Source organism: Catenuloplanes japonicus, from assembly GCF_000717135.1.
GTDB lineage: Bacteria > Actinomycetota > Actinomycetes > Mycobacteriales > Micromonosporaceae > Catenuloplanes > Catenuloplanes japonicus.
The window spans coordinates 238,278-263,557 of record NZ_JNXY01000015.1; the positions used below are offsets into that span (position 1 = coordinate 238,278).

Here is a 25,280-nt window from a genome sequence, read left to right on the forward strand (position 1 = left end):
GCGGAAGTCGGCGTTGCGCCGGGTTTCCGTGCCGGGTCCGGCGTCGCGCCGGGCGTGTTGATCGGCTGATCAGGCAAGGAAACCACCGTCCACCGGGAGGATCACGCCGCTCAGGTGGCTGGCGCGGTCGCTGAGCAGGAACGAGACGGTCGCGCCGACCTCGGCACCGGTACCGGCCTTGCGCAGCGGCGTGGCCGCGATGCGCTTCTCCACGCCGCCGGGCACGTTGCGCCGCGTCTCCTCCAGCATCGGCGTCTCGGTCGGGCCCGGCGCGATCACGTTGACCCGCAGCCCGAGCGGCCCGAAGTCGTGCGCGGCCGTGCGCGTCAGTCCGATGACCGCGTGCTTGCTGGCCTGGTAGGCGCCCATCCCCGAACTGCCGCGCAGCCCGCCGATGCTGCTCACGTTGACGATCGCGCCCGCACCGGCCGCCAGCATCACGCGCGCCTCCTCGCGGATCAGCAGCCAGGTGCCCTTCACGTTGACCGCCATGATCCGGTCGAACTCCTCCTCCGGCACCTGGTCGAGCCGCCCGCCCTGCGTCATCGCCGCGTTGTTGAACGCACCGTCGAGCCGCCCGTAGAGCCCCACGGTCTCGTCGACGATCCGAGTCACGTCGTCCGCGCGGGAGATGTCACCGGTGGTGAACGCGACCGTGTGGCCCGCCTCCTCCAGCTCCGCGGTGATCTTGGCGAGCGGCCCCTCGCTGCGGGCCGCCAGCATCAGCGACGCGCCGTCGGCCGCGAGCACCCGTGCCGTGTCCGCGCCGATGCCGGCACTGGCGCCGACCACGAGCACGGCCTTGCCGGCCAGCGGGAGTGAATTGTCAGGCATGTGTTCCTCTTCCGGTACGGTCCGCCTCGGCGGCGGGGTGGTTCGGCTCGTCCGCCGCGCGAGCCGGATCGCCTGCGGCCGGCGCCGACGCGCCGGCTGCATCGCCGGCTGCACGGTGTGAATCCGCGCGGTCGGCGGGACCCTCACCAGCAGGGCCGGCATGTCCGGTGAACGCACGACTCGCCTCATCAGCAACGTGTGCGGCGTCATCAGCGACGCGGGCTGGATCCCCGGCCGCGGGCGCCACGCCCGTGCGGGCGGCATCGCCCGGCCCGGTAGCCGGGGTCCCTGCCGTGTGGGCGGCGCCGCCCGGCCCGGAAGCCGACGCCGCGGCCACGCGAGCCGGGGACACGGCCGCGCGCGCCCCCTCGACGGCCGCGCGGGCGGCGGCGCCGAGCAGGCTGGCGTCGTTGCTCAACATTGTGAACGTGAAGCCGGCCTCGGCGGAGGCGCGCGCCGCCTCGGCCGTGCCGTTGCCCGCGTTGCCGATCGGGAGGCCCGCGTCCCGGGCCTGGCTGATCGTGTGCGCGATCAGGTCCCGGACCGTCGGATCGGTCTCCGGCAGTCCGAGGCTGACCGAGAGGTCGGCGGCGCCGACCAGCAGCGCGTCCACGCCCTCGACCGCGGCGATCGCGCCCGCGTGGCGTACCCCCTCGGCGCTCTCGATCTGGGTTATCAGCACCGGGGCGTGGCTGAGGTAGACGTCGCGGGGGAGTGCGCCCCAGGCGCCGGCGCGGCTGGTGGAGCCGACGCCGCGCGCGCCGAGGGGCGGGAACCGGACCGCGTTGACGGCGGCGCGCGCCTGCGCGACCGTGTCGACGTGCGGGATCATGATGCCTTCGGCGCCGGCGTCGAGCAGGCGCTGGGCGAGGCCGGGGTCGAGGCCGGGAAGGCGGACGACCGGGGCGACGCCGGTGTGGAGTGCGGTGCCGATCAGGCGGTACGCGGTCTCGATGCCGATCGGCGCGTGTTCCAGGTCGATGACCGCGAAGTCGAAGCCGGCCAGCGCGACCAGCTCCATCACCTCCATCGCCGGGATCTTGACCCAGGTGCCGAGCGCGGGCGTGCTGCGTGCCAGCGCGTCGCGGAGCAGGCCGTTCACGCGGCCGGGTAGTCGTCGGCGTTGAGCACCCATCCGCTGGCGGAGAAGTCGGTGCGCGGCGGCGAGAAGATGTCGATGAGCTGCTGGTGGTGGCCGACGCCCTGGGTGGTGTGCACGGTCGGCGGCGGGATGACGCAGATCGACGGCGTGGGGATCTCCCGGTGCTCGTCCTCCTGCCAGCGGGCGGAGTCCGGCCCCCACGGGTAGCGGATGTGGTGCACGAACCGGCCCTTGACAGCGAGGGAGATCTGCTCGAAGTCGTCGTGGTGGTGCGGGGAGAGCTTGTGCGGGTCGCGGGGCTGCGGTTCTTCGGCCAGGAAGTTGACCATCAGATTCGTCGTGCGGAAGATCCGGCCGAAGCGGCCGGGGGCGATCGGCGTGTCGGCCAGGCGGTAGACGCGCAGCTGGAAGCCGCCGACCGGGTCGGGCCACGGGACCAGCGGTGCGGCGCGCGGGTCGGGCTCGGCGTAGACGTCCGCGTTGACGGCCTGCGCGCACAGGTCCGGTGCGACCGAGGAGAAGAGCCGGATGAGGATGCCGTCACCGTCCGCGCGGATCTCGCTGTCGCCGGGCGGGACGACGACGAACGCCTCCTCCGCGACGGACTCGGTGCCGTTGACCGTGATCGGCGCGCTGTCCGAGTACATCAGCACGGTGTACTCGTCCGGCTGGCCGGTGCGGGTGAAGACGTCGCCGGCCTTGGCCTCGGTGTACGCGATGACCAGGTTGGCCGCGCGGGCGATCCAGGTGCGACTGCCCTGCGCAGCGGTCTCCTGTGGGGGACCGCCGAGGAAGGAGATCCACTGTGACGGCCGGATCGGCGTGCTGACATCGACGGCCCGAGCCGGGGCCGCTGCCAGCCGGGAGCGGATGTCGTCGGCGGCATACGTGCTCATCGTGCGCTCCTGTCTCGGCCGCGCAGCGCGAGCATCGCGCGCGCGTCGGCCGGGGTGGCGATCTGTTTGCCGAGGTCTTCGAGTACCGCGCGGATCTTGGTGACCTGCGCGGCGTTGGACTCCGCGAGCCGGCCCTTGCCGATCCACAGGCTGTCCTCCAGCCCGACCCGGACGTGCCCGCCGAGCCAGGCGCTGTGCGTGCCGAACTGCATCTGGTCCCGTCCGGCCGCGAACGCGGAGAACGCGTAGTCGTCGCCGAACAGCTTGTCCGCGATGCGCACCATGTGGGTGAGGTTCTCGTGGTCCGCGCCGATGCCGCCGAGGATGCCGAAGACGCCCTGGATGAGCAGCGGCGTCTCGATCAGTCCCCGGTCCAGGAAGTGGGCGAGGCTGTAGAGGTGGCCGATGTCGTAGCACTCGTACTCGAACCGGGTGCCGTTCGCGCCGAGCGTGCGGAGCGTGTGCTCGATCCGGTCGAACGAGTTGATGAACGGCTGGGAGTACGTGTTGAGCACGTACGGCTTCTCCCAGTCGTACCGCCACTCGGTGACCCTGTCCGCGATCCCGGAGTAGACGAAGTTCATCGAGCCCATGTTGAGCGAGGCCAGCTCCGGGCGGAACGTGGTGGCGGCGGCCAGGCGCTCGTCCATGGTCATCGCGGACGAGCCGCCGGTGGTGATGTTGATGACCGCGTCCGTGCGCTCCTCGATCGCGGGCACGATCTCCGCGAAGATCTCCGGCTCCCAGGCCGGACGCCCGTCCGGGTGCCGCGCGTGCAGGTGGACGATCGCGGACCCGGCCTCGACCGCGCCGACCGCGGCCTCGACCACCTGCGCGGTGGTCAGCGGCAGGTAGGGGCTCTGCGACGGTACGTTGACCGACCCGGTGACGGCCGTGGTGATGATGACCTTGTCGGCGCGTCTCATCGGTTCGACTCCTCCAGGCCGAGCAGGAAGGCCGTGTTCTTGCAGATCATCTGCCGGATGTCGGCCGCGGAGATCCCGCTGTCGAGCAGTTGCTGGATGATCAGCAGGTAGGCGTCGACCGGCAGCGGGTTGCCCTCCTGCCCGAGGTCGGAGTCGAGCACGGTGCGCTCCGGCCCGACCTTCCGGATCCAGTCGACCAGGCGGGAGATCGGCCACTGCGGTGCGGAGACGCCCGGGTGGTACATGGCCAGCTCGTGCTCGATGAACGCGCCGTGGCCGAGCAGTGCGTCGAGCGCGGCCTCGGACACGTTCACGATGAAGTCCGGATGGTGAACAAGCAGCCGCGTCACGCCGTTGGCGCGCGCGGTCTCGAAGAGCGCGGCCTGGTGCTCGCCGGCCAGGTGGCCGCCGGTGAGCATGATCCCGGCGTCCGCGATCAGCCGGGTGACCAGCTGCGTCTGCGCGGAGACCGCCCCGCTCGCGTCGAAGATCGAGACCTCCTCCTCGTACAGGTTGCCGGTGTTGTTCGGGAAGCCGTCGTCGTGGCTGTGCGCGGCGAGGTGCTGGCCGGCCGAGACGGTCGGGGCCCAGACGCACCGCCCGCCCATGTTGATCGCGACCGCGACCGCGGACGGGTTGATGCCGCCGACCTCGGAGTTGAGCGCCACGCCGCCGTACATCGCGGTCGGGGCGTCCTTGAGCTGCGTTTTCATGGCGAGCAGGTCCATCACGGTGTTGTGATGGTGGGACTTGACCAGGATCGCGCGCATCCCGATCCGCGCCCCGTCGTAGGAGGCCTCCACGTGGTCGAACCGCCTCGGGAACGGGCTCGGACCGCTGTGGCAGTGGAGGTCGACGGTGCCTTCGAGGACCTTGAGCAGCGTCTCCATGCGTGCCTCCTGATGTTCGGATGCCGTAATGGATGTTCACAGTAAGTACGAACGGCGGTCTCGTCTAGCCCCGGCGCCGTAGTCAGCGCGCTATCGCGTCAACGTTGCGTTCGCGATACGGAATGGCTCATTGCATTATGAACATTCGCCTGCTCTACTGGGACCCCGGTCACACCGGGCGCCGGTCTCACCGGGCCCCGGACACATTCGGACCGTTCACGGAGGCGTGAAGATGGCTGACCCACCGCAGCGCCGGATCCCCAGCCCGCAATGGCTGCTGGTCCTGCCGGCGCTCGCTCTACTGGCCGTGATCCTGCTGGTTCCGCTCGGCCGGAGCCTCACCTACAGCGTCGACGCGCCCGCCTGGACGCTCGACCACTACACGGCCCTGTTCACCGACGGCGTCACGCTGACGGTGCTGGCCCGCACCGCACTCACCGCCACGATCGTCACGATCGTCGCGGTGCTGCTCGGATACCCGTATGCGTACCTGATGACCAGGGTCGGACCGCGTCTGCGCGGGCTGCTCATGGTGATCGTCCTGGTGCCGTTCTGGACCTCGGTGATGGCCCGCAACTTCGCGTGGATCATCATCCTGCAGCGCGGCGGCCCGGTGAACTCGTTCTTCAAGCTCTTCGGCTGGGACCTGGTGCTCTACGAGTCCGTGGCCGGCGTGACCATCGCGATGAGCCAGGTGCTGCTGCCGTTCATGGTGCTGCCGCTGTTCAGCGCGCTGAGCGGCATCGACCGCCGGCTGCTGCTGGCCGCACGCGGTCTCGGCTCCCACCCGATCACGGCGTTCTGGAAGATCTACTGGCCGCTGTCCCGCGGCGGCGTGGTGGCCGGCCTGATCCTGGTCTTCACCCTCAGCCTCGGCTTCTACGTCACGCCCGCGCTGGTCGGCTCGCCGCAGCAGTCGCTCGTCGCGCAGCTGCTCGGCCAGCGCACCACCCAGCTGCTCGACTTCCCGGGCGCGAGCGCGCTCGGCATCCTCGTCCTGGTCGTCTCGCTGGCGCTGGTCTCCTGGGCGAACCGCTTCGGCGGCACGATCTCCGCGATCGGCGTCGCCGCCTCCACACCGACGAACGCACCCACGAAGGACCGGCCATGACCGCCACGCAGATCGCCACCCCGCGTGCTCAACGGCGCGTGCGCGGGGTGGACCCGGTTCCCTGGTGGCTGAAGCTGATCGGCGGCGTCGTCGGGCTGTACTTCGTGCTGCCCACGCTGTTCGTCATCCCGATGAGCTTCAGCACCGCGACCACGTTCCAGTTCCCGCCGCAGGGGTTCTCGCTGAAGCTGTACGAGAACTTCTTCACCAACCCCGTCTGGCTGGACGCGCTGCGCAACTCCGTCGTCGTCGCCACGCTCGCCTCGCTGCTCGCCACCGTGGTCGGCACCGCGGCCGCGGTCGGGCTGCACAACCTGCGCGGCCGGCTGGCACGCTTCGCCCGTACCGTGCTGATGATCTCGATGGTCACCCCGGCGATCGTCATCGCGGTCGCGGTCTACATCTCCTTCCTCCAGTGGCAGCTCGTCGGCACGCTCGCCGGCTACGTGCTGGCGCACGCCGCGATCGGCGTCCCGTTCGTGCTGGTCTCCGTCACCAGCGCGCTCGGCGGCTTCGACGCCCGGCTGCTGCGGGCCGCCTCGTCGCTCGGCGCGACGCCGCTGCGCGGGTTCGTCACGGTCACCATGCCGCTGATCAGCCGCGGCGTCATCACCGGCGCGGTGTTCGCGTTCGTCACCTCGTTCGACGAGGTCGTCATCGCGCTGTTCCTGCGCTCGCCGGCCCTCCAGACGCTGCCCGTGCAGATGTACAACAGCGTCACCGTCGAGATCGACCCGACGATCGCCGCGTCGTCCAGCGTCGTCGTCACCGCGGTCACCCTCATCTGCCTCGTCCTGCAGTTCGTCGGCGGTCGCCGCAAGTCCTCTTAGGAGCATCCACATGTCCACGCGGATCCGACTCACCGACGTCACCAAGGACTACGGGCTCGCCGTGCCGGCCGTCGACAACGTCTCGCTCACCATCGAGCCCGGCGAGTTCATGACGCTGCTCGGTCCGAGCGGCTCCGGCAAGACCACCACGCTCAACCTGATCGCGGGGTTCGAGACGCTCACGGCCGGCACCATCGCGTTCGACGACGCGGACGTGAGCACGCTCCCGCCGCACAAGCGCAACCTCGGCATGCTGTTCCAGAACTACGCGCTCTTCCCGCACATGACGGTCGCGCAGAACGTGGCGTACCCGCTCCGCGAGCGGAAGGTGCCCAAGCCGGACATCACCCGCCGCGTCGCGGAGGTCCTCGACCTGGTCCAGCTCACCGGCCGCGACGGCCACTACCCCTCCCAGCTGTCCGGCGGGCAGCAGCAGCGGGTGGCGCTGGCCCGCGCGATCGTGTTCGGCCCGGCCGCGCTGCTGCTGGACGAGCCGCTGGGCGCGCTCGACCGCAACCTTCGCGGCGTCCTCCAGGCGGAGATCCACCGCATCCACCAGGAGGTCGGCACCACGTTCGTGTTCGTCACGCACGACCAGGAGGAGGCGATGAACCTCTCCGACCGCATCGCGCTCTTCAACAACGGAAAGATCGAGCAGGTGGGTACGCCGGAGGCGCTCTACCAACGGCCGGAGACCCTCTTCACCGCCCGCTTCCTCGGCGACTCCAACGTCTTCCCGCTCGACAAACCCTTTGATGGCAAGGCCGTGTGGGAGGACAGCGTCTGGGCGGTGGACCCGGGCACGGTCGCCGCACCCACCGCCTCCGCGCTCGTGGTCCGGCCCGAGGACATGCGCCTCTCCACCTCGTCGGTGCCCGGGACCAACTCGGTCGGCGCGACCGTCCGCGCGGTCGAGTACATGGGCGCCTACCGCACGGTCGTGCTCGCGCTCGGCCGCTCCGGACTCACCGGCCGGGCTCGGCTCGGCCCGGAGGACACCGCCATCGCCGCTGGTCAGACCGTGGTCGCGTCCTGGCCGGTCGCCCGGCAGCGCCTGGTCCTCTCCTGAAATATCCCCCTTTTTCATAGAAAGCGACAACGATGCCGACACCCCGACGCGCGCTGACCGTCCTCAGCGCCACCATGATGACCGCCGTCCTCGCCGCCTGCGGAGGACAGACCGCCGCCGTCAACCCGGACGGCGACGTCACGCTGACGTTCACCGCGTACGGTGGCGCCGGCCAGGAGGCGATGATCAACGCCTACCAGAAGCCCTACACCGCCGCCCACCCGAACGTCACCTTCACCAACACCTCCCCGCCCGACCTCGCACAGGTCAAGGCGCAGGTCATGAGCAAGAACGTCACCTGGGACGTGGTCGCGCTCGCACCCGCGGCCGCGGAACAGAACTGCGGCACGCTCTTCGAGGAGCTCGACTTCTCCGGCGTCGACAAGACGAACCTGGTCGAGGGCACGGTCGGGAAGTGCTACATCGCCAACTGGATCAACGCGAACCCGATCGCGTACCGGACGTCCGCGTACCCGGCCACCGCCGCCCCGAAGACCCCGGCGGACTTCTTCGACCTGCAGAAGTTCCCCGGCAAGCGCGGCCTGCTCACCAACGTCCAGAACGGCCTGCTCGAATACGCGCTGCTCGCGGACGGCGTCGCGCCGGACGCCATGTACCCGCTCGACGTCGACCGGGCACTGAAGAAGCTCGACACGATCAAGTCCGTCACCACGTTCGCCCCGAACGTCGGCGCGCTCCAGCAGGCCGTCGGCGCGAACCAGGTCGACGTGTTCGTGCTGCCCGACTCCCGCCTCGTGCCGCTGCTCGACGCCGGCACCGACCTCACCATCTGCTGGGACACCACGGTCACCGCGCTCAACGGCTTCGGCGTCCCGAAGGGCTCGCCCAAGGCCGAGGCCGCCCGCCGGTTCCTGGAGACGCTGGTGACCACGGACGACGTGGAGGCGATCTCCGAGGCGCTCGGCACCGCGCCGATCAACAAGGCCGCCAAGCCCGAGCTGTCCGACAACGCGAAGAAGGTGGAGGTCTACGGCCCGGTCAACACCGGGAAGACCGTGCAGCAGGATGTCGGCTGGTACGCGTCCAACTTCGACGCGGTCACGACGAAGGTCAACAACTGGCTGGTCGGCTAGCTCTCCGTACCCCCTAATTTAGGATTTTGACATGGCGAACCTTGACCCGAGCGATGCCTCGACCTCCGACATCCGGGCGGTCGCCCGTGTCGGCCAGATCTGCGCGCTCTTCGGTCCCCGGGTGCCCGAGCTCTCCGCCGCCGACGTCGCGGAGCGGACCGGCCTCAACCGCACCACGGCCTACCGCTACTGCGCGTCGATGGTCGCGGCCGGCATCCTGGCACGGGGTTCGCGGCGCGGCACGTTCGCCCTCGGCCCGCTGATGCTCGAGCTGGGCGCGCTCGCGCTCGGGCGTCAGCGCGTCGTCGAGATCGCCCGCCCCCACCTGCAGAAACTCAGCGTCGCGGTCCGGATGACCGCGGTGCTCAGCGTCCGCGGCGTCGCCGGCCCGGTCGTCGCACTGGTCGAGGAGGACACCAGCCGGATGGTCGTGGTCACCGTCCACGCCGGCACGAAACTCACCGCGGACGCGGCCCAGACCAGGGTGTTCCTCGCCCACTCGGAGCCGTCGCTGATGGAACAGATGGCGGCCGGGATATCGCCGGCCGAGCGCGCCCGGCTGGAGTCGGACGTGCACACGGCCGGCCAGCGCGGCTTCAGCTTCGTGCGCCAGAGCGGCGGCTCGTTCGTGGTCGCCGCACCGGTCTTCGACGAGATCGGCCTGTGCGCGACCGTGGCGATCCTCGGGGCCGGCGACCTGCCGGACCTGTCACCCGCGCTGGAGTCGCTGCTGGCGTGCGCGGCCGCGCTGAGCGAGGAGATGGGCGCGCCGGCCTGATCGTGCTCGCCGCTTGCCAAGCGGAACTTTGTTCCATATCGTGATGTGGAACAAAGTTCCGTTTTGGCGACCTCGGGCGAGGAGCACCCTCATGAGTTTCAGCGAAGCCGGCGGCATCCCGGTCAGCACCGCCACCCCGGTCATCACGCACGGCCCCGTCACGCTGCCGGTCCCCGGCCGCCCGGTCGGCCTCCAGGTCAAGGTCTCCGTGCCCGTGACCGGCGACGACCTCCCCGTCATCCTCATGTCCCACGGCCACGGCCCCTCCCACTTCATCTCATCCCTGCGCGGGTACGGCCCGGTCGTCGACTTCTGGGCCGCCCACGGCTTCGCCGTCATCCAGCCCACCCACCTCGACTCCACCGCGCTCGGCCTGCGCGAGGCCGACGACCCGGACGCCCCGCTCTACTGGCGTTCCCGCGTCACCGACATGCACCATCTCCTCGACCACCTCGCCGACCTCCCGCTGCTACCCGGCCGCATCGACCCGACCAGGATCGCCGCCGTCCTCGGTGCCGAACACGGGTTGGGCGGCGTCTCCATGTACGACGCCGCCGAGACCACCGACGAGAACCCCGAACGCGTCGCCACCCTCCGCGCCCTCATCTGGTCCTACCTCCGCACCCAGCTCTACCCCGGCGACCCCGCCTGGCCCGCAGCCCTCGCCGCCCTCCCCGCCTCCATGGGCACGATCGAATCCAAGTAACGACCCCTCAACCTGAAGAGCCCGTTCATTTCCCGCCTCCGGCATGGTCCGGCGGCGTTGATCCCGCGAACTGCAGTGCATCGACCGTTGTCGGGGTGGCCTCGGTCCTGGGGGTTGTCCAGGCAGATCGAGATCTGTCCGGCCTGAGCCTTCCGGCACGGCTGAGCGCCGCGCCTAGACTCGCGCCGTGAAGGACCGCAGCGAGCCTGAGGACACGAGGCTCACCCTGGACTATCCGTCTGCGATCATGCTGAGGGCCGCGCAGCTGTTGCGTGAGGACCCGGCCAGGATCGTCACCGCGGATCTGCGGATGACGCTGGAGCTGGCGGGCCTGGTCTGCTGGAACGGGGCGGACGGCGAGGTGTGGTTCTGGGAGTTCCTCAGCGAGGAGAACCTGCACGGCGACGCGGACGAGGTCCGTGAGCTGATGGGCGAGCACCTCCTGAACACCGCGAACGACCCGCGGGCGGCCGGCCGCGCGGTCGTCGCGGGCCCGGACTTCGACAACCCGCCGCGGGCCACGATCGTGAGTCCCGCGGACGCGTCACAACTCGTGAACGTCCACAACGGATACGAGCCCGGTGCGCAGCTTTACCGCAGCACGCGCTGTCCCACCCTGATCGGCGGCGAGTCGCAGGCCCGATCCGACGAGGCGAGGCGCATCGCCTCCCAGGCCAACCTCGACTCCGAGCGCTACCTGCGACACCTCGTCGCCTGACGCGTCCCTCAAAAATCGAAGGGTGCGGCCGGCGTGCGGAAGCCGGTGCGGTCGGTGTGCAGGGACCAGATGCGGTCGGCCAGGGTGCCGGGCTCGTGGGAGGGTTCGCCGGCGCCGATGCCGCGCGGGGGCGGCGATCGTGCTCAGCAGCGTCCCCTTCCCGCAAAGTCCGTCTCGATGCTCATCTAACCGGTCATCTCCAGCAGTGCAACATCGGAGACGTTCAGGTGGAGGTCGTCGCGGAGGCCGCCGAGCTGGAAGGTGAGCTCGGCGTGCGGGTTGTCCTGGGCGCCGGTGAAGCGGTATTCGCGGCGGCAGGCGGATGTGCCGACGCTGAAGTCCTCGTTGAGTGACGGCAGGTAGGACGGCGCGGACGTGTCCTGGAGGCGGGCCCGGATGGTGGCGTCCCGGTCCGCGACCGTGGTGAAGGCCAGCAGGTAGTCGCGGTTCTTGACGATCGGCACGTCGCTGAGGCCGAGCAGCACGTCGCCGGGGACGGTCGTGCCGGCGGGCACGGTGGCGTCGAGTCGCGGGCCGTCGACGTGCAGCGTGCCCAGGTTCTGGTTGTTGATCCACCACTCCTTCCGGGCGCGGCTGCCGGTGAGCAGGTCGTCGCCCGCCGGACCGGCCGAGGTCACGCAGGCGTCCGAGGCCGTCCCGGAGCCCAGCTGCCCGGTCCATCGCAGCGTGCCGAGCACGCCGCTGCCCGCGCCCACCACGAAGGCGCAGGCCACCGCCGTGGCGGCGATCCAGGGCCGGGCCGGGCGCTCGGGTCGCGCGGGTGCGGCGGGTTCGTCCTCGACGGCCAGTTCGCACCACCGCTCCCGCCAGCGGGCGGTCTCGGCGGCGACCGCGGGTGCGTCGGCGCCGCCGGCGTGGAGGCAGGCGGTCACGTAGGACTCGACGAACGCCCACCGTGGCAGCCGGGGCAACCGCTTGCCGCCCAGCACCTCCGAGACGGTGCTGGGTGGCAGTGGCTCGGGACGGCGGTCCGGTGGCGAGGCCGCGATGCGCTGCTCCGCGATCTGGCTGAGCCGCCGGAACGACGGCTGCCCGGACAGGGCCCGCAACTGCCGCAGCTCCGCGAGAAAGCCGAGCTCGGCGGAGACGGTCAGGGTCGCGGAGAACACCGGAGAACGCGTATCGGTCATGTGGAGACCACCCCCGTGTCACCATCCGGGCAGAACCTCCGCCCGACCGCACCACGGTATCGATTTATATCAAAGCCCGCCGTCTCCGCCCGAGCCCGTGGGGGAGCGTGGCGGACAGCCACAGCACCCAGGCCGCGCTCTACGCCCGCGACAACGGCCCGCTCACCGACGAGTGAGCCGTTTCAAGATCAAAATCATCTGAGGGTACGCCGGACGTCCTTCCGCGACCGCGGCCACGTGCGAATCGCGTCCCCGTGCTGCGTCGTTGCTCGTGATGCGCCGCACGCCGCTTGACTTTCTCCCACGGTCTGTAGGAGATTGCCACGAGTTAGGCAAGGCTAATCTAAACCAGGAGCTACGTCGTGTCGGACTCCCCGTTGTTCGCGTCGTTCCTCATCGGGCTCCGCGAGGGCCTCGAGGCGACGCTCGTGGTGAGCATCCTGGTGGCGTTCCTGGTCCGGTCCGACCGCCGCCACCGCCTGCCCTGGGTGGCGGCCGGCGTCCTCGCCGCGGTCGTGCTCTCCGTCGCCTTCGGCGCGCTGCTCACCTACACCAGCACCACGCTGCTCGCGGACTACCGCCATCGCGAACTGTTCGAGGCCGTCACCTCCGTCACCGCGGTCTGCTTCGTCACCGTGATGGTCTTCTGGATGCGCCGTGCCGCCCGCTCGCTCGGCGGCGACCTGCGCGCCGGCCTGGACCGCGCCATCGCGGTCGGCCCGGTCGCGGTCGTCCTCTTCGCGTTCCTCGCCGTCGCCCGTGAGGGCCTGGAGACCGCGCTGCTGTTCTTCGCCGCCGTCCAGGGCGCCACCACCAACGCCGGCCCGCTGCTCGCCATCGTCGGCGGCATCCTCGCCGCCGTCGTGCTCGGCGCGCTGCTCTACGCCAGCACGGTCCGGATCGACCTCGGCCGGTTCTTCACCGTCACCGGCGTCCTGCTGGTCCTGGTCGCGGCCGGAATCCTCAAGTACGGCGTGCACGACTTCCAGGAGGCCGGCGTCCTGCCCGGCCTCAACACGCAGGCCTTCGACATCACCGCCACGCTCGACCCGTCCGGCTGGCCGGCCGCGCTGCTCGCCGGCACGTTCAACATCACGCCCGCGCCGACTGTGCTGGAGACCGCCGCCTACCTGATCTACGCGCTGCCGGTCCTCGTGCTCTTCCTGATGCCGTCCCGTACCCCCGTTTCAGCCCGCTAAGGAGTTCCATGCGTACCCCCCGATTCCTCGCGCTGACGACCGCCGCGCTCGCGGTCGCCGGCCTGACCGCCTGCGCAGAATCCGACGAGGGCGCCACCGCTTCCGGCGGCCCCGTCGCGGTCAACGCCACGGACACCACCTGCGAGGTCGGCTCCACCACGCTGGCCGCCGGCACCGCCACGTTCGCCATCACGAACAAGGGCGCCAAGATCACCGAGTTCTACGTGTACGCCCCCGGCGACCGCATCATGGGCGAGATCGAGAACATCGCGCCCGGCCTGACCCGCGAGCTGCGCGTGGAACTCCCCGCCGGCACCTACGAGACCGCGTGCAAGCCCGGCATGGTCGGCCGCGGCCTCCGCGGCACGCTCCAGGTCAGCGGCTCCGCCGCGCCGCTCACCGACGACGCCGCACTGGCCGAGGCGACCGCGAGCTACCAGCGCTACGTCCAGAGCCAGTCCGCCGGCCTGCTCGAGAAGACGCAGGAGTTCGTCGACGCGGTGAAGGCCGGCAAGGTGGACGAGGCGAAGGCGCTGTTCCCGGTCGCCCGCACCTACTGGGAGCGCATCGAGCCGGTCGCGGAGATCTTCGGCGACCTCGACCCCCGCATCGACGGCCGCGAGGAGGTCATCGAGGAGGGCATGGAGTTCACCGGCTACCACCGCCTCGAGAAGGACCTCTGGGAGACCGGCGACATCTCCCGGTCCGGCCCGATCGCGGACCAGCTGATGACGGATGTGAAGGAGATCGTCGCCAAGGCCACGACCGCCCAGCTGTCCCCGCTGAACCTGGCCAACGGCGCGAAAGAGCTGCTGGACGAGGTCGCCACCGGCAAGATCACCGGCGAGGAGGACCGCTACTCGCACACCGACCTCTGGGACTTCGCCGCCAACGTCGAGGGCTCCAAGGCCGCCATCGCCGCCCTGCGCCCCGCGCTGGAGCAGCGCGCCCCCGAACTGGTCACCCAGTTGGACACCGGTTTCGCCGACGTCGACACCGCGCTGGCCAAGCACCGCGCCGGCGACGGCTACAAGCTCCACACCGAGCTGACCGAGGCCGACCTCAAGGAACTGTCCGACGTGATCAACGCGGTCTCCGAGCCGATCAGCCAGGTCGCCGCCGCCGTCGTCAAGTAGAACCACCCGGTGGGAGGGCCGTACCGCGGCCCTCCCGTCCCTTCCGCAGAGAGGCACGCCGATGAGGATGTCGCGCCGCCGCATGTTCACGGTGGCCGGCGCCGGTCTCGCCGGTTCCGCGGCCGCCGCCGGCGCCGTGGCCCTGCACGCGTCCCGCGACGCCCCGGCCGCGCCGCCGCACGACGCCGTCGACTTCTACGGCGCGCACCAGGCCGGGATCGTGACGCCCGCCCAGGACCGGCTGCACTTCGTGGCCTTCGACGTGATCACCAAGGACCGGGCCCGCCTGGTCGCGCTTCTCCGTCTGTGGACCGAGGCCGCCGCCCGGATGACCGCGGGCCTTGACGCAGGCCCGGTCGGCGCCGTCGGCGGCATCCCCGAGGCCCCGCCGGACGACACCGGCGAGGCGCTCGGCCTGCCGCCGTCCGGCCTGACGCTGACGTTGGGTCTCGGGCCGGGCTTGTTCCGTACCCCCGAGGGTGTTGATCGTTTCGATCTTGCCGCGCAGCGGCCCGACGCGCTCGCCGAGCTGCCCCGTTTCCCCGCCGACAAACTCGACCCCGCGCTGTCCGGCGGTGACCTGTGTGTCCAGGCGTGTGCGAACGATCCCCAGGTAGCCGTGCACGCGATTCGCAACCTGGCCCGCATCGGCATGGGCACGGTGAGTGTCCGCTGGTCGCAGCTCGGCTTCGGACGCACGTCGTCGACCACGCAGTCCCAGGCGACCCCACGGAATCTGTTCGGTTTCAAGGACGGCACCCGCAACCTGAAGGCCGAGGAGACAGAGCTGCTGCGCGACCACCTCTGGGTGCAACCCGGCGACGGTCCATCATGGATGGACGGCGGCAGCTACCTGGTCACCCGCAAGGTCCGCATGGTGATCGAGACCTGGGACCGCGCCCCACTGGGTGAACAGGAGGCAATCGTCGGCCGCACCAAAGGCACCGGCGCCCCACTCGGCCTCACCGGCGAGTTCGACGAGCCCGACCTGACCACACTTCCCGAAGACGCCCACGTGCGTCTGGCCCACCCGGACGCGAACGCCGGCGCCCGCATGCTCCGTCGCGGCTACAACTTCGTCGACGGCTCCGACGGCCTGGGCCGCCTCGACGCCGGCCTGTTCTTCATCGCCTACCAGCGCGACCCACGCACCGCCTTCATCCCCGTCCAGACCAACCTCGCCCGCCACGACGCCATGAACGAATACCTCCGCCACACCTCCAGCGCGCTCTTCGCCGTCCCGCCCGGCGTCCCCGAGGGCGGCTTCTGGGCCCAGCAGCTGTTCGGCTGACCCCGGCGGCCCGAAAAACCACTGGACGACACCCCACCCCGCCTTGTACCTTCCGTCCCGACCGCGACACATCCCGAGGAGGTGAGCCCCGCATGAACGACATATCGACACGGGAGCTCCCCCTTCTCGTCCTGGTCCGGCGATAGACGTAGGTGTCGCCGGGAGCGCCCAGAGCCACTCCCGAAAGGCACCACCCATGTTCGACGTCATCATCGCGGGCTGCGGCCCCACCGGCGCCATGCTCGCCGCCGAACTGCGCCTCCACGACATCCGCACGCTCGTCCTGGACCGCGACACCGAGCCCGCCTCGTTCGCCCGCATCGTCGGCCTGCACACCCGCAGCCTCGAACTGATGGCGATGCGTGGCCTCCTGGACCGCCTCCTCGTCCACGGCCGCAAACGTCCCGCCGGCGCCTACTTCGCCGCGATCGACAAGCCCGCGCCCGGCAACCTGGACTCCGCCCAGGCCTACCTGCTCGGCATCCCGCAGCCGGTCGTCGTGCACCTGCTCGAGGACCACGCGATCGCCCTCGGCGCCCAGGTCCGCCGCGGCGTCACCGTCACCACCGTCACCCAGGACGACACCGGCGTGACCGTCACCCTCGCCGACGGCGAACACCTGCGCGCCCGCTACCTCGTCGGCTGCGACGGCGCCCGCAGCACCGTCCGCAAACAGCTCGGCATCGCCTTCCCCGGCGAGCCCTCGCGCAACGACACGCTGATGGGCGAGATGGCGGCGAGCAGCCCGCCCACGACCATCCGCGACCGGCGCGTCAGCATCCGCCCCGTCGGCACGGACGTCTACCGCGTCATCGTCCCCGCCGGTGGCGTCACCGACCGCTCCGAAGCGCCCGTCCTGGACGACTTCCGCCGGCAACTTCAGGCCCTCGCCGGCTCCGACTTCGGCGTGCACTCCCCGCGCTGGCTGTCCCGTTTCGGCGACGCCACCCGCCTGGCCGAGCGCTATCGTGCCGGCCGGGTCCTGCTGGCCGGCGACGCCGCCCACATCCACCCACCGATCGGCGGCCAGGGCCTCAACCTCGGGATCCAGGACGCGGTAAACCTCGGCTGGAAGCTGGCCGCGCAGGTCCGCGGCTGGGCGCCGCCCGCACTGCTGGACACTTACCACGCCGAACGCCACCCGGTCGCCGCCGGCGTGCTGGACAACACCCGCGCCCAGACCGCCCTGCTGGCCGACGGCCCCGGCCCGGCCGCCGCCCGCAGGCTGCTGACCGAGCTGATGGACTTCGACGAGGTCAACCGCCACCTCACCGCGAAGATCACCGCAACCGGCATCCGGTACGACCTCGGCCCCGGCCCCGACCTGCTCGGCCGCCGCCTGCCCGACCTCGACCTGAAGCAGGGCCGCCTCTTCGACCTGCTGCGTCACGGCCGTGGCCTGCTGCTGGACCGCACCGGCCACCTGCACGCCGACGCGTGGCCGGACCGGGTCGATCATGTCGCCGACCCGGCCGCCGCACTGGAGGCCCCGGCTCTCCTGCTGCGCCCGGACGGCCACGTCGCGTGGATCGGCGACGACCAGCACGACCTGGACGCGGCCCTGTCCCGCTGGTTCGGCGGCCCTGCCAGCTGAGCGCGCTGATCAGGGCGTACCCGGCCTCGGGACGCCCTGATCACCGGGTCACGGGATGCCGCCGAGGTTCGTGACGACGATGCGGAGGATGCGCTGGAGCGCCGCGCGATCCTCCTCCGGTACGCCGTCGAGCGCCCGTCCGACGCCGTCACCGAGCACGGCCATGACCTCCGGCAGCCGCTCCAGCGCCTTCGGCGAGAGCGAGATCAGGCTCGACCGCGCGTCGGTCGGGTGCGGTGTGCGCACGATGAGCCCGTCCCGCTGCATCCGGGTGAGCAGCGCGGCCATCGTCGGCTGCTCCACGCGCACGAAGTCCGCCAGTTGCCGTTGTTGCAGCTCCCTGTGCTGTTCGAGCAGCATCACCACCGGCAGGTACGCGGTGCCGAACCCGAGCGGCCGCAACAGCTGCTCGAACTCGCGCATGATGAGCCGCGACGCGTGGTTGATCCAGAACGTGGGTTCGGCCACGAATCCGCTCGACCAGAGATCGTTGCTTTCCATAGCACCCTATGTATTGTGAGTCCTGTGCCGAGACCGCGGCGGCGCCGCGGTCCGACCAACATCATAGCAGGCTATGTATTCAGCGTGAGGAGTGGATGACCATGCGTAACTCCACAGACGTCCTGGTGGTAGGCGGTGGCACGGTCGGACTGACCGCGGCCGTGCTGCTCGCCGGCCACGGCGTCCGCACGATCCTGGTCGAGCGGCACCCCGGCACCGGCCTGCATCCGCGCGCGGTCGGCTGGACACCACGCACCATGGAGATCTTCGCCGCCGCCGGCATCGCCGACCGGATGGCCGAGGCGGTCAGCGGCATGGTGCCCACCGGGACCGTCGCGGGCGGCCCGCCGAAGCGGATGCGCGTCGAGAGCATCTCCGGCACCTGGTTCGAGGAGCTGCCCTGGAGCGCGGACCAGGGGGAGGACGACATGAGCGCGCTCTCCACGCAACGGCACGCCTGGCTGCCGCAGAGCCTGCTCGACCCGCTGCTGCGCGACCGCGCCACCGCCCTCGGCGCGGACGTCCGGTTCGCCACCACGCTGACCGGCGCGACCCAGGACGACGCCGGCGTCACCGCACGCCTGACCGGCGAGGACGGTACCGCGCACACGATCCGGGCCCGCTACCTGATCGCGGCCGACGGCAACCGCAGCCCGGTCCGGGAAGCGCTCGGGATCGGCCGCAGCGGACAGGGACACCTGCCGGAGATGCGCAGCGTCACGTTCCGCGCGCCGGTCGCGGACGCGGTCGAGGCCCGGGTGCGGGAGGCCCGGTCGCGGGGCGTCTCGCAGTACCGGATCGAGCAGCCCGGCCTGGACGCCATGATCGGGCGCGGCTTCGACAACACCTGGCTGCTCTACGTCAACGACGAGAAGGACTTCGCGCCGGAGAACCTGATCCCGCTGATCAACCGCGCGATGGGCACGCCGGACGGCCGCCCGGAGATCCTCGCGACCGGCGCGTGGAGCGTCAGTGCGCTGATCGCGGACACGTTCCGGGCCGGCCGCGTCTTCCTGGCCGGCGACGCCGCGCACACGCTGCCGCCGAACCGGGGCGGGTTCGGCGCGAACACCGGCATCGAGGACGCGCACAACCTCGCCTGGAAGCTGGCCGCCGTGCTCGCCGGCGAGTCCGCGCCCCGCCTGCTGGACACCTACGACCGGGAGCGCCGGCCGATCGCGCTGCTGCGCTACCAGCAGACCGTCAACCGCCCCGACTTCGCGGTCTTCGGCGGTACGGTCGTCCCGTCCGCGATCCTCCCGTCCGCCGCGATCGAGCTGGGCCAGCTGCTGCGCTCGTCCGCGGTCATCGGCGCGGCCGACGTGCTGCCCCCGGCGCTGCGCCCGGCCGAGTGGGCGGGCCAGCCCGGCACCCGCGCGCCGCACGTGCCGGTGGGAACCGGTTCCACGCTCGATCTGGTCGGCCGCGGGTGGGTGCTGCTCTCCGAGGACCCGCGCTGGCGTGCCGCCGTCGGCTCCGCGAGCGCCCGGACCGCCGTGCCGCTCACGTTCGCCCTGGTCGGGGACGGTGCCTCCGCGGATGCGCCGACCGTGCTGTCCGTGGACGACACACCCATCGAGGAGATCTTCGCGGACGTACGCGGTGCGCACGTCATGGACGAGGTCGTGCCGGAGATGCGCACGCACCCGCAGTGGAACCGCTTCCGCCGGATGACGCTGACCGCGCTGCGCCCGATGGCCAAGAAGGAGCTGAGCCCGGACCGGTTCGCCCGCATCGTGGCCGCGTTCGCCCCGACCCGCCGCGACGAGGGCATCACGAAGGCGTTCGGCATCACCGCGTCCGGTGCGTCCCTCGTCCGCCCGGACGGTTACGTGGCCTGGCGCGCGACCACGCTCCCGGCCGACCCCGCGGGCGCGTTGACCTCGGCGTTCAGCCACGTGGCGGCAGCATCCAGCGCGCCGACGTCCAGCGCGCCGACGTCCAGCGCGCAGACGTCCAGCGCGCCGACGTCCAGCGCGCCGACGTCCAGCGCGCAGACGTCCGGCGGGCCGGCGGTCAGCGGGCTGGCGTCCAGTGGGTCAGCGTCCGGCGGCGCGACGTCCGGCGGGGCGGTGGTGAACGGGACGGTGCCCGGTGGGGCGCCGGCGCCCACCGTGGAGGAGCGGCTGCGGCGGCTGGAGGATCTGGAGGAGCTGCGGACGCTGGTGTCGCGGTGGGCGTGGATCGTCGACAGCGGCTGGCCGGGTAAGCAGGTCCAGGCCGACCGACTGCGGGAGATCTTCACCGAGGACGTCGAGTGGTCCATGACCGGCGGGACGCCGCAGCAAGGCCAGGGCGTCGACCTGCTGATCAGCGGCGTGCGCGAGCAGGTCGTCCACGACGTCTCCCAGCACGCCTACCTGAACCCGATCATCGCGGTTTCCGGCGACACCGCGGCCGGCGCCTGGCAGATGCGCATCGCCACCTCCAGTGACGACCGGGCCAGGCAGGTCTTCGGCATCCTCGAGGCCACCTTCCGCCGCACGGACGCCGGCTGGCGGATCAGCCGTGGCACCGTCCACTCCGCCCTGGCGATCGACTCCGCGGACGCGGTGCACGCCTGATGGTGTGCCGGACCACGGCGTGACCGGCTCCTCGCGTCGTGCGGAGCGCCAGCGGAGCCCGGCGCGAGGTTTGCCCGCGGGAGCAGCGCTGCCGGACCACGCCGGAAGCGGGAAATGAATTGGATCCGGATCTTCGCGAAGCGGGTGGCGCGCCGCCCATCGCGAGTGCGTCAGGGCCGGGGTCCGGGGTCGCCCCAGGGTGGATTCGCGTCGACCACACCCTCTATGGTTGACAAAACTCAACCTTTTCGCGATGAATCGAGCACCGGTGTCAGACGTTTCCGCTCCGCCCGCGCCCATGACGCACCGGCAGATACTTGAGGCCCTGTCGGGGCTGCTGCTGGCCATGTTCGTGGCGATGATCTCCAGCACGGTGGTGACGAATGCGTTGCCGCGCATCGTCACGGACCTTGAGGGGAGCCAGACCGGCTACACGTGGGTGGTGGTGGCGACGCTGCTGGCGATGACCGCGACCACGCCGGTGTGGGGCAAGCTGGCCGACCTGTTCAGCAAGAAGCTGCTGGTCCAGCTCGCGCTGTCGATCTACCTGGCCGGGTCGCTGGTCGCGGCGCTCGCGCCGAACATGGAGGTGCTGATCGGCGCGCGCGTGCTGCAAGGGCTCGGGGTCGGCGGCCTGATGGCGCTGGTCCAGATCGTGATCGCGAGCATGGTCAGCCCGCGTGACCTGGGGAAGTACTCGGGGTACATGGGTGCGGTGTTCGCGGCCGCGACCGTCACCGGGCCGCTGATCGGTGGCCTGGTCGCGGACAGCCCGCTCGGCTGGCGTGGCTGCTTCTTCATCGGCCTCCCGTTCGGTATCGTCGCGTTCATCCTGCTCCAGAAGACGCTGCACCTGCCCGTGATCAAGCGGGAGGCGCGCATCGACTACCTCGGTTCCGCGCTGATCATCGGCGGCGTCTCGCTGCTGCTGGTCTGGGTGTCGCTGGCCGGCAAGCAGTTCGACTGGGTCTCCGCCACCAGCGCGCTCGTGCTCGGCGGCGCGTTGCTGCTGCTCGCGGCCGCCACCTACGTCGAGGCGCGCGTCGCGGCCGAGCCGGTCGTGCCGCTGCGGCTCTTCCGGGACCGCACGATCACGCTGGCCACGCTCGCGTCCGTGTTCGTCGGCGTGTCGATGTTCGCGTCCACGGTCTACCTCAGCCAGTACTTCCAGCTCGCGCGCGGCATGTCCCCGACCGAGGCCGGCCTGATGTCGATCGCGATGGTCGGCGGCCTGCTCGTCTCCAGCATCGTCAGCGGCCGCATGATCAGCAACAGCGGCAAGTGGAAGATCTGGCTGATCGTCAGCATGATCCTGGTGCTGGCCGGCTGCGTACTGCTCGGCACCATCGACGAGCGCACCAACCTGGTCCTGGTCGGCGTCTACATGGCCGTGCTCGGCACCGGCGTCGGCGCCTCCATGCAGAACCTGGTGCTCCCGGTGCAGAACGTGGCCGCCCCGGCCGACCTCGGCGCGGCCAGCTCCGTCGTCGCGTTCTTCCGCTCGCTCGGCGGCACGATCGGCGTGTCCGCGCTCGGTGCGGTGCTGTCCCCGCAGGTCACGGCGAAGGTGACGGAAGGGCTGACCGCGCTCGGCGTCGCGCCGACCGGCGGGCAGAGCGCCGGGATCCCGGACCTGGCCACGCTCCCGGCGCCGATCCGCGCCGTGTTCGAACACGCGTTCGGCGCGTCGATCGCGGAGCTGTTCCTGGTGTCCGCGCCGTTCGCCGCGCTCGGGCTGCTCTGCGTGGTCTTCATCAAGGAGATCCCGCTGCGCACGGCCGTGCACGCGGTGCCGGAGACGCCCGCCGCGGTGAAGGTGGCGAGCAGCTGACCAGGGCCGACGACCTACGCCGCCTCGAGGGCGAGCTGGGCGTGCTGCATCGGCGGCTCAAGTGCGTCTTCGACGCGAAGGCCCGGGGCGTGCACCCGGGCCTCCAGCCGAACGCGTACCTCATCCTCGCCTGGCTCGGCGAGCACGGCCCGGCCCGGGCCAGCGCGATCGTGGAGACGTTCGCGCTGGACAAGGGCGCGGTCAGCCGTCTGCTGACCCACCTGGACGAGCTGGGGCTGATCGTGCGCGCGCCCGACCCCACGGACGGCCGTGCCACGGTCGTCTCGGCCAGCGACGAGGCGGTGCACCGGATGGCCGAGCTGACCGCGTCGATCCGCCGGCACCGGGACGACCGGCTCAGCGAGTGGCCGGACGAGCAGCTCACCGGGTTCGTGCGCCTGCTCGCGGAGTACAACCGCACGCTCGGGTGACATCCCCGGCGCGGCTCAGGCCGCGCCGGGGTCGCGCCGTCACCGGTACGTCTTGGCCTGGGCGTAGCGCTGCCGGGCCGCGGAGATGAAGCTCGGGGCGGCGATGAGCGAGGCGAACCCGACGAAGAAGCTGATCCCGAACCAGGGGTCGCCCGGCTCGCCCTCCACCGTGGTCTGCCCGGCCTTCGGGAAGAAGTAGCTCATGCACACGATGAGCAGCACCGCGCAGGCCAGGCCGATGACCAGGTAGACATGCCCGAAGCGGCGATCGCGGGCGGCCCGCACCTCCGGCGGCTGTTGCGCCGCTCCGGACCGGCGCTCCCGCTCGGCCTCCAGGATCGCCCGCGCCTCCGGACCGCTGAGCCCGAGCCGCCGCAGCAGCGACTGCTGCGGGATGAGCAGCAGACCGCCGATGAACGCGCCGGTCGCTCCCGTGACGGCGAGGTTGATGCCGACGAATGACAGCCCGATCAGCGCCGGGACCAGCACGCCCAGCAGCGTCCACATGGAGATCTTGAGGTTCCGGTTGGACCGGAACAGCTGATCGAGTTCGTCGGGGCTGAGCTGTCGCACGTCGTACCTCCGCGGTCGTTCCTGCCCCGCGCACGGCGGGAGCCGCGACGATAGCGGGGGCACGCCACCCCGGCTTTGCCCTACCAATCGCGCCACTCGTCAGCCAGGGAGCCACCGGCGCAGTCGCGGCGTGCGGTCAGCGACTCGACGTCGATGCCTGCGGCGGCCACGACGTCGTCGATGTGATCGCACAGCTCCTCGCGGGTGATCGTGTCGATGGCGTGGCCGGGCGGGGCGTCGATGTCGTTGAGGGCGAGCACGACGTGCTCGACCGCGGCCCAGACGGCCTCGTCCGGGGCAATGTCGCTCAGCGCGGCGACATCCCGCTCGAACACGGCCAGCGCGGCATCGACGCCGGAGATGAATTCCGGCGGCCAGGCTCGCGCCGCATAGGCTTCATCGTCGCTGAGCGTTCCGGCCGCGACCGCGGCTTCCTGCTCCGCGACCTCGCGCCGCCACCGCACGGTCAGACGCTCGACCGTCACGACGCGGCGGCGCGCTCGAGTGCGGTGCGGAAGGGGCTGCGCCGCTCGAGGACCTTGGGGTAGCCGTCCTCCCAGTTCTCGCGGATTTCGGAGTTGTCGCCGTCGACCCGGTCCAGGGCGCGTATCGCCAGCGCCGGAAGGTCGGCCGGGAGGCCGGTGCTGACACCGTCGGTCAGGAAGGCCGGACCGTAGGCGGAGTCGAGCGGCGGGCCGCCGGGTAGCTGCGCGGCGAGGACCGCCGCGGCGGCTACGGCCCGGTCACCGATGGTGTCGTCCAGGTAGGCGGCGGCATCGTGGTCCGCGGCGGCGGTCAAGGCGGTGCGGATCAGTTCCAGGCGGCGGGCGGCCGGCGCCTCCCGCAGGTCTCCGCACCAATCGGCCGCGGTGTCGTTGTCCAGCGGCCCGAAATCCCAGGTTCCCACGAGCGATCCCCCATATCGGTGGTCATGTCGCGGCCGATCATCTCATCGTCCGTCCAGCGGGCTCCGAGCCGACCAGGCCCACCGGGACGCGAGTGGAAACCTGCGTGTCAGACGGTGCGGTCTCGCAGGTCGCGGGCCAGGTGGGCGGCGCCGAGGACGCCGGCGTTCTCGCCGAGGAGGGCGGGAAGGAGTGGCGGCAGGGGAAGCGGGCCGTTGCGGGTGGCGAGGGTGGCGCGCAGCGGGATGAAGAGGGTGTCGCCGGATTCGGCGAGGCCGCCGCCGAGGATGATGACCTCGGGGTCGCGCAGCGCGATCGCGGTGAGCAGGCCGTCGGCCAGCGCGTCGATCAGGCCGGTCCAGACGGTGGCGGCGTCGGGGTCGCCGGTGGCGGCGCGGGTGGCGATCTCGGCCACGGGAAGGTCGTGGCCGGTCAGGGCGCTGTAGGCGCGGGCCACCGCGGGGGCGCCGATGATCGCCTCCAGGCAGCCGCGGCGGCCGCATCCGCAGGCGGGGCCGCCGGGGCGGACGATGATGTGGCCGAGTTCGCCGGCGATGCCGTGCGCGCCGGCGATCGCGATGCCGTCGACCACGTGCGCGGCGGCGACGCCGGTGCCGAGCGGGACGAACAGCGCGTCGCCATGATTGCCGGCGCGGGCCTCGGCCAGGCCGCCGGCGCGTACGTCGTGGCCGAGCGCGATCGGCAGGCCGAGCCGGTCGCGCAGCAGCGCGCGCAGCGGCACGTCCCGCCAGCCGATGTTCGCGGAGTAGCGGGCGATGCCGGCCTGCTCGTCGACGAAGCCGGGGACCACGATCCCGGCGGCGACCGGCGTGTCCTCGCAGTCGGCGGCCAGGCCCGCGGCCACGTCGAGCAGCGCGGCGACGACCGCGTCCGGGCCGTGCTCACGGCCGGTGGGGCGGCGGAAGAGCGTGCGGGGCACGCCGTCCGGGCCGACGATCGCGCACTTCATACTGGTGCCGCCCACGTCGACGGCGATCACCTCGCCGCGGCCGGCGTTGGCGGCGATCCGGACCGCGCTGCCGCCGGCCGCGGTCGTCGTGCCGGTGCCGCTTGCGATCGCGCCGCCTGCGTCGCCGCCTGCGATCGCGCCGCCTGCGTCGCTGCCGGAGGGCGTGCTGGTCGAGGCCAT

The 25,280-nt window shown here is 71.4% G+C and carries 25 protein-coding genes; 14 read left to right on the forward strand and 11 right to left on the reverse strand.

The window, feature by feature from the left end; translation table 11 throughout:
* Positions 1–69: 69 nt before the first annotated feature.
* The 5 genes from OP04_RS21740 to OP04_RS21760 are packed head-to-tail and all read right to left on the reverse strand — an operon-like array spanning position 70 to position 4,648.
* Positions 70–834: an SDR family NAD(P)-dependent oxidoreductase gene (locus OP04_RS21740; RefSeq protein WP_033341578.1), complete on the reverse strand. Its 765-nt coding sequence runs from the start codon at positions 832–834 to the stop codon at positions 70–72.
* A complete protein-coding gene (locus OP04_RS21745) occupies positions 827–1,936 on the reverse strand; it encodes an HpcH/HpaI aldolase family protein (RefSeq protein ID WP_051798577.1) in 1,110 nt (369 codons plus the stop codon). The genes OP04_RS21740 and OP04_RS21745 overlap by 8 nt, the downstream gene beginning before the upstream one ends.
* Positions 1,933–2,832 carry a cupin domain-containing protein gene (locus tag OP04_RS21750; protein WP_033341579.1) on the reverse strand — a complete coding sequence of 300 codons (900 nt, stop codon included), beginning with the start codon at positions 2,830–2,832 and terminating at the stop codon, positions 1,933–1,935. Before OP04_RS21750 ends, OP04_RS21745 begins: the two co-directional genes overlap by 4 nt.
* Positions 2,829–3,758 carry a BKACE family enzyme gene (locus OP04_RS21755; protein ID WP_033341580.1) on the reverse strand — a complete coding sequence of 310 codons (930 nt, stop codon included), beginning with the start codon at positions 3,756–3,758 and terminating at the stop codon, positions 2,829–2,831. Before OP04_RS21755 ends, OP04_RS21750 begins: the two co-directional genes overlap by 4 nt.
* Entirely contained in the window at positions 3,755–4,648 is an 894-nt protein-coding gene (locus OP04_RS21760; RefSeq protein ID WP_033341581.1) for a DUF6282 family protein, read from the reverse strand. The genes OP04_RS21755 and OP04_RS21760 overlap by 4 nt, the downstream gene beginning before the upstream one ends.
* Before the next feature lie 232 nt (positions 4,649–4,880).
* Here OP04_RS21760 and OP04_RS21765 point away from each other — a divergent pair, with 232 nt between their 5' ends.
* The 7 genes from OP04_RS21765 to OP04_RS21795 all read left to right on the forward strand — a co-directional run bounded on the left by OP04_RS21765 (position 4,881) and on the right by OP04_RS21795 (position 10,954).
* The gene (locus OP04_RS21765) at positions 4,881–5,759 is read left to right on the forward strand and encodes an ABC transporter permease (protein WP_051798623.1); all 879 of its coding nucleotides are present in this window, start codon (positions 4,881–4,883) and stop codon (positions 5,757–5,759) included.
* Positions 5,756–6,589 (forward strand): ABC transporter permease, encoded by an 834-nt coding sequence (locus OP04_RS21770; protein WP_051798579.1) that lies wholly within the window; start codon positions 5,756–5,758, stop codon positions 6,587–6,589. Before OP04_RS21765 ends, OP04_RS21770 begins: the two co-directional genes overlap by 4 nt.
* Positions 6,590–6,599: 10 nt before the next feature.
* Positions 6,600–7,658 carry an ABC transporter ATP-binding protein gene (locus tag OP04_RS21775; RefSeq protein ID WP_051798582.1) on the forward strand — a complete coding sequence of 353 codons (1,059 nt, stop codon included), beginning with the start codon at positions 6,600–6,602 and terminating at the stop codon, positions 7,656–7,658.
* Positions 7,659–7,690: 32 nt separating this feature from the next.
* Entirely contained in the window at positions 7,691–8,752 is a 1,062-nt protein-coding gene (locus OP04_RS49930; RefSeq protein ID WP_051798584.1) for an extracellular solute-binding protein, read from the forward strand.
* Positions 8,753–8,783: 31 nt separating this feature from the next.
* Positions 8,784–9,530 (forward strand): IclR family transcriptional regulator, encoded by a 747-nt coding sequence (locus tag OP04_RS21785; RefSeq protein ID WP_033341582.1) that lies wholly within the window; start codon positions 8,784–8,786, stop codon positions 9,528–9,530.
* A 91-nt stretch (positions 9,531–9,621) separates the two neighbouring features.
* Complete coding sequence (locus OP04_RS21790; protein ID WP_033341583.1) at positions 9,622–10,236, forward strand: alpha/beta hydrolase family protein; 615 nt, start codon at positions 9,622–9,624, stop codon at positions 10,234–10,236.
* Positions 10,237–10,423: 187 nt separating this feature from the next.
* Positions 10,424–10,954, forward strand: a complete 531-nt coding sequence (locus OP04_RS21795) for a hypothetical protein (protein WP_033341584.1) — start codon at positions 10,424–10,426, stop codon at positions 10,952–10,954.
* A 185-nt stretch (positions 10,955–11,139) separates the two neighbouring features.
* Here the strand turns inward: OP04_RS21795 and OP04_RS21800 are convergent, their stop codons facing one another.
* Complete coding sequence (locus OP04_RS21800; RefSeq protein ID WP_157240154.1) at positions 11,140–12,105, reverse strand: hypothetical protein; 966 nt, start codon at positions 12,103–12,105, stop codon at positions 11,140–11,142.
* 362 nt (positions 12,106–12,467) lie between these two features.
* Here OP04_RS21800 and efeU point away from each other — a divergent pair, with 362 nt between their 5' ends.
* From efeU to OP04_RS21820, 4 genes are all read left to right on the forward strand, one after another.
* Positions 12,468–13,304, forward strand: a complete 837-nt coding sequence (gene efeU / locus OP04_RS21805; protein WP_408606772.1) for an iron uptake transporter permease EfeU — start codon at positions 12,468–12,470, stop codon at positions 13,302–13,304.
* 8 nt (positions 13,305–13,312) lie between these two features.
* Positions 13,313–14,440: an iron uptake system protein EfeO gene (efeO, locus tag OP04_RS21810; RefSeq protein WP_033341586.1), complete on the forward strand. Its 1,128-nt coding sequence runs from the start codon at positions 13,313–13,315 to the stop codon at positions 14,438–14,440.
* A 61-nt stretch (positions 14,441–14,501) separates the two neighbouring features.
* Positions 14,502–15,731, forward strand: coding sequence for an iron uptake transporter deferrochelatase/peroxidase subunit (efeB, locus tag OP04_RS21815; RefSeq protein ID WP_051798586.1), 1,230 nt, complete (start codon positions 14,502–14,504; stop codon positions 15,729–15,731).
* Positions 15,732–15,927: 196 nt separating this feature from the next.
* The gene (locus OP04_RS21820; RefSeq protein WP_033341588.1) at positions 15,928–17,325 is read left to right on the forward strand and encodes an FAD-dependent monooxygenase; all 1,398 of its coding nucleotides are present in this window, start codon (positions 15,928–15,930) and stop codon (positions 17,323–17,325) included.
* Between the two features lie 48 nt (positions 17,326–17,373).
* Here the strand turns inward: OP04_RS21820 and OP04_RS21825 are convergent, their stop codons facing one another.
* Positions 17,374–17,826: a MarR family winged helix-turn-helix transcriptional regulator gene (locus tag OP04_RS21825; protein WP_051798591.1), complete on the reverse strand. Its 453-nt coding sequence runs from the start codon at positions 17,824–17,826 to the stop codon at positions 17,374–17,376.
* Positions 17,827–17,927: 101 nt separating this feature from the next.
* On the opposite strand from OP04_RS21825, the gene OP04_RS56495 reads away from it, so the two are divergent.
* From OP04_RS56495 to OP04_RS21840, 3 genes are all read left to right on the forward strand, one after another.
* Positions 17,928–20,390 (forward strand): FAD-dependent monooxygenase, encoded by a 2,463-nt coding sequence (locus OP04_RS56495; protein WP_198153926.1) that lies wholly within the window; start codon positions 17,928–17,930, stop codon positions 20,388–20,390.
* Positions 20,391–20,688: 298 nt separating this feature from the next.
* Positions 20,689–22,221, forward strand: coding sequence for an MDR family MFS transporter (locus tag OP04_RS21835; protein WP_051798595.1), 1,533 nt, complete (start codon positions 20,689–20,691; stop codon positions 22,219–22,221).
* A 41-nt stretch (positions 22,222–22,262) separates the two neighbouring features.
* Positions 22,263–22,652, forward strand: coding sequence for a MarR family winged helix-turn-helix transcriptional regulator (locus tag OP04_RS21840; RefSeq protein ID WP_198153927.1), 390 nt, complete (start codon positions 22,263–22,265; stop codon positions 22,650–22,652).
* A 39-nt stretch (positions 22,653–22,691) separates the two neighbouring features.
* Here the strand turns inward: OP04_RS21840 and OP04_RS21845 are convergent, their stop codons facing one another.
* The 4 genes from OP04_RS21845 to OP04_RS21860 all read right to left on the reverse strand — a co-directional run bounded on the left by OP04_RS21845 (position 22,692) and on the right by OP04_RS21860 (position 25,280).
* The gene (locus tag OP04_RS21845) at positions 22,692–23,225 is read right to left on the reverse strand and encodes a hypothetical protein (protein ID WP_033341590.1); all 534 of its coding nucleotides are present in this window, start codon (positions 23,223–23,225) and stop codon (positions 22,692–22,694) included.
* Positions 23,226–23,305: 80 nt separating this feature from the next.
* Positions 23,306–23,689, reverse strand: a complete 384-nt coding sequence (locus OP04_RS21850) for a hypothetical protein (RefSeq protein WP_232323685.1) — start codon at positions 23,687–23,689, stop codon at positions 23,306–23,308.
* Positions 23,690–23,706: 17 nt separating this feature from the next.
* Complete coding sequence (locus OP04_RS21855) at positions 23,707–24,132, reverse strand: DUF4259 domain-containing protein (RefSeq protein WP_033341592.1); 426 nt, start codon at positions 24,130–24,132, stop codon at positions 23,707–23,709.
* 107 nt (positions 24,133–24,239) lie between these two features.
* A complete protein-coding gene (locus OP04_RS21860) occupies positions 24,240–25,280 on the reverse strand; it encodes an ROK family protein (RefSeq protein ID WP_085066659.1) in 1,041 nt (346 codons plus the stop codon).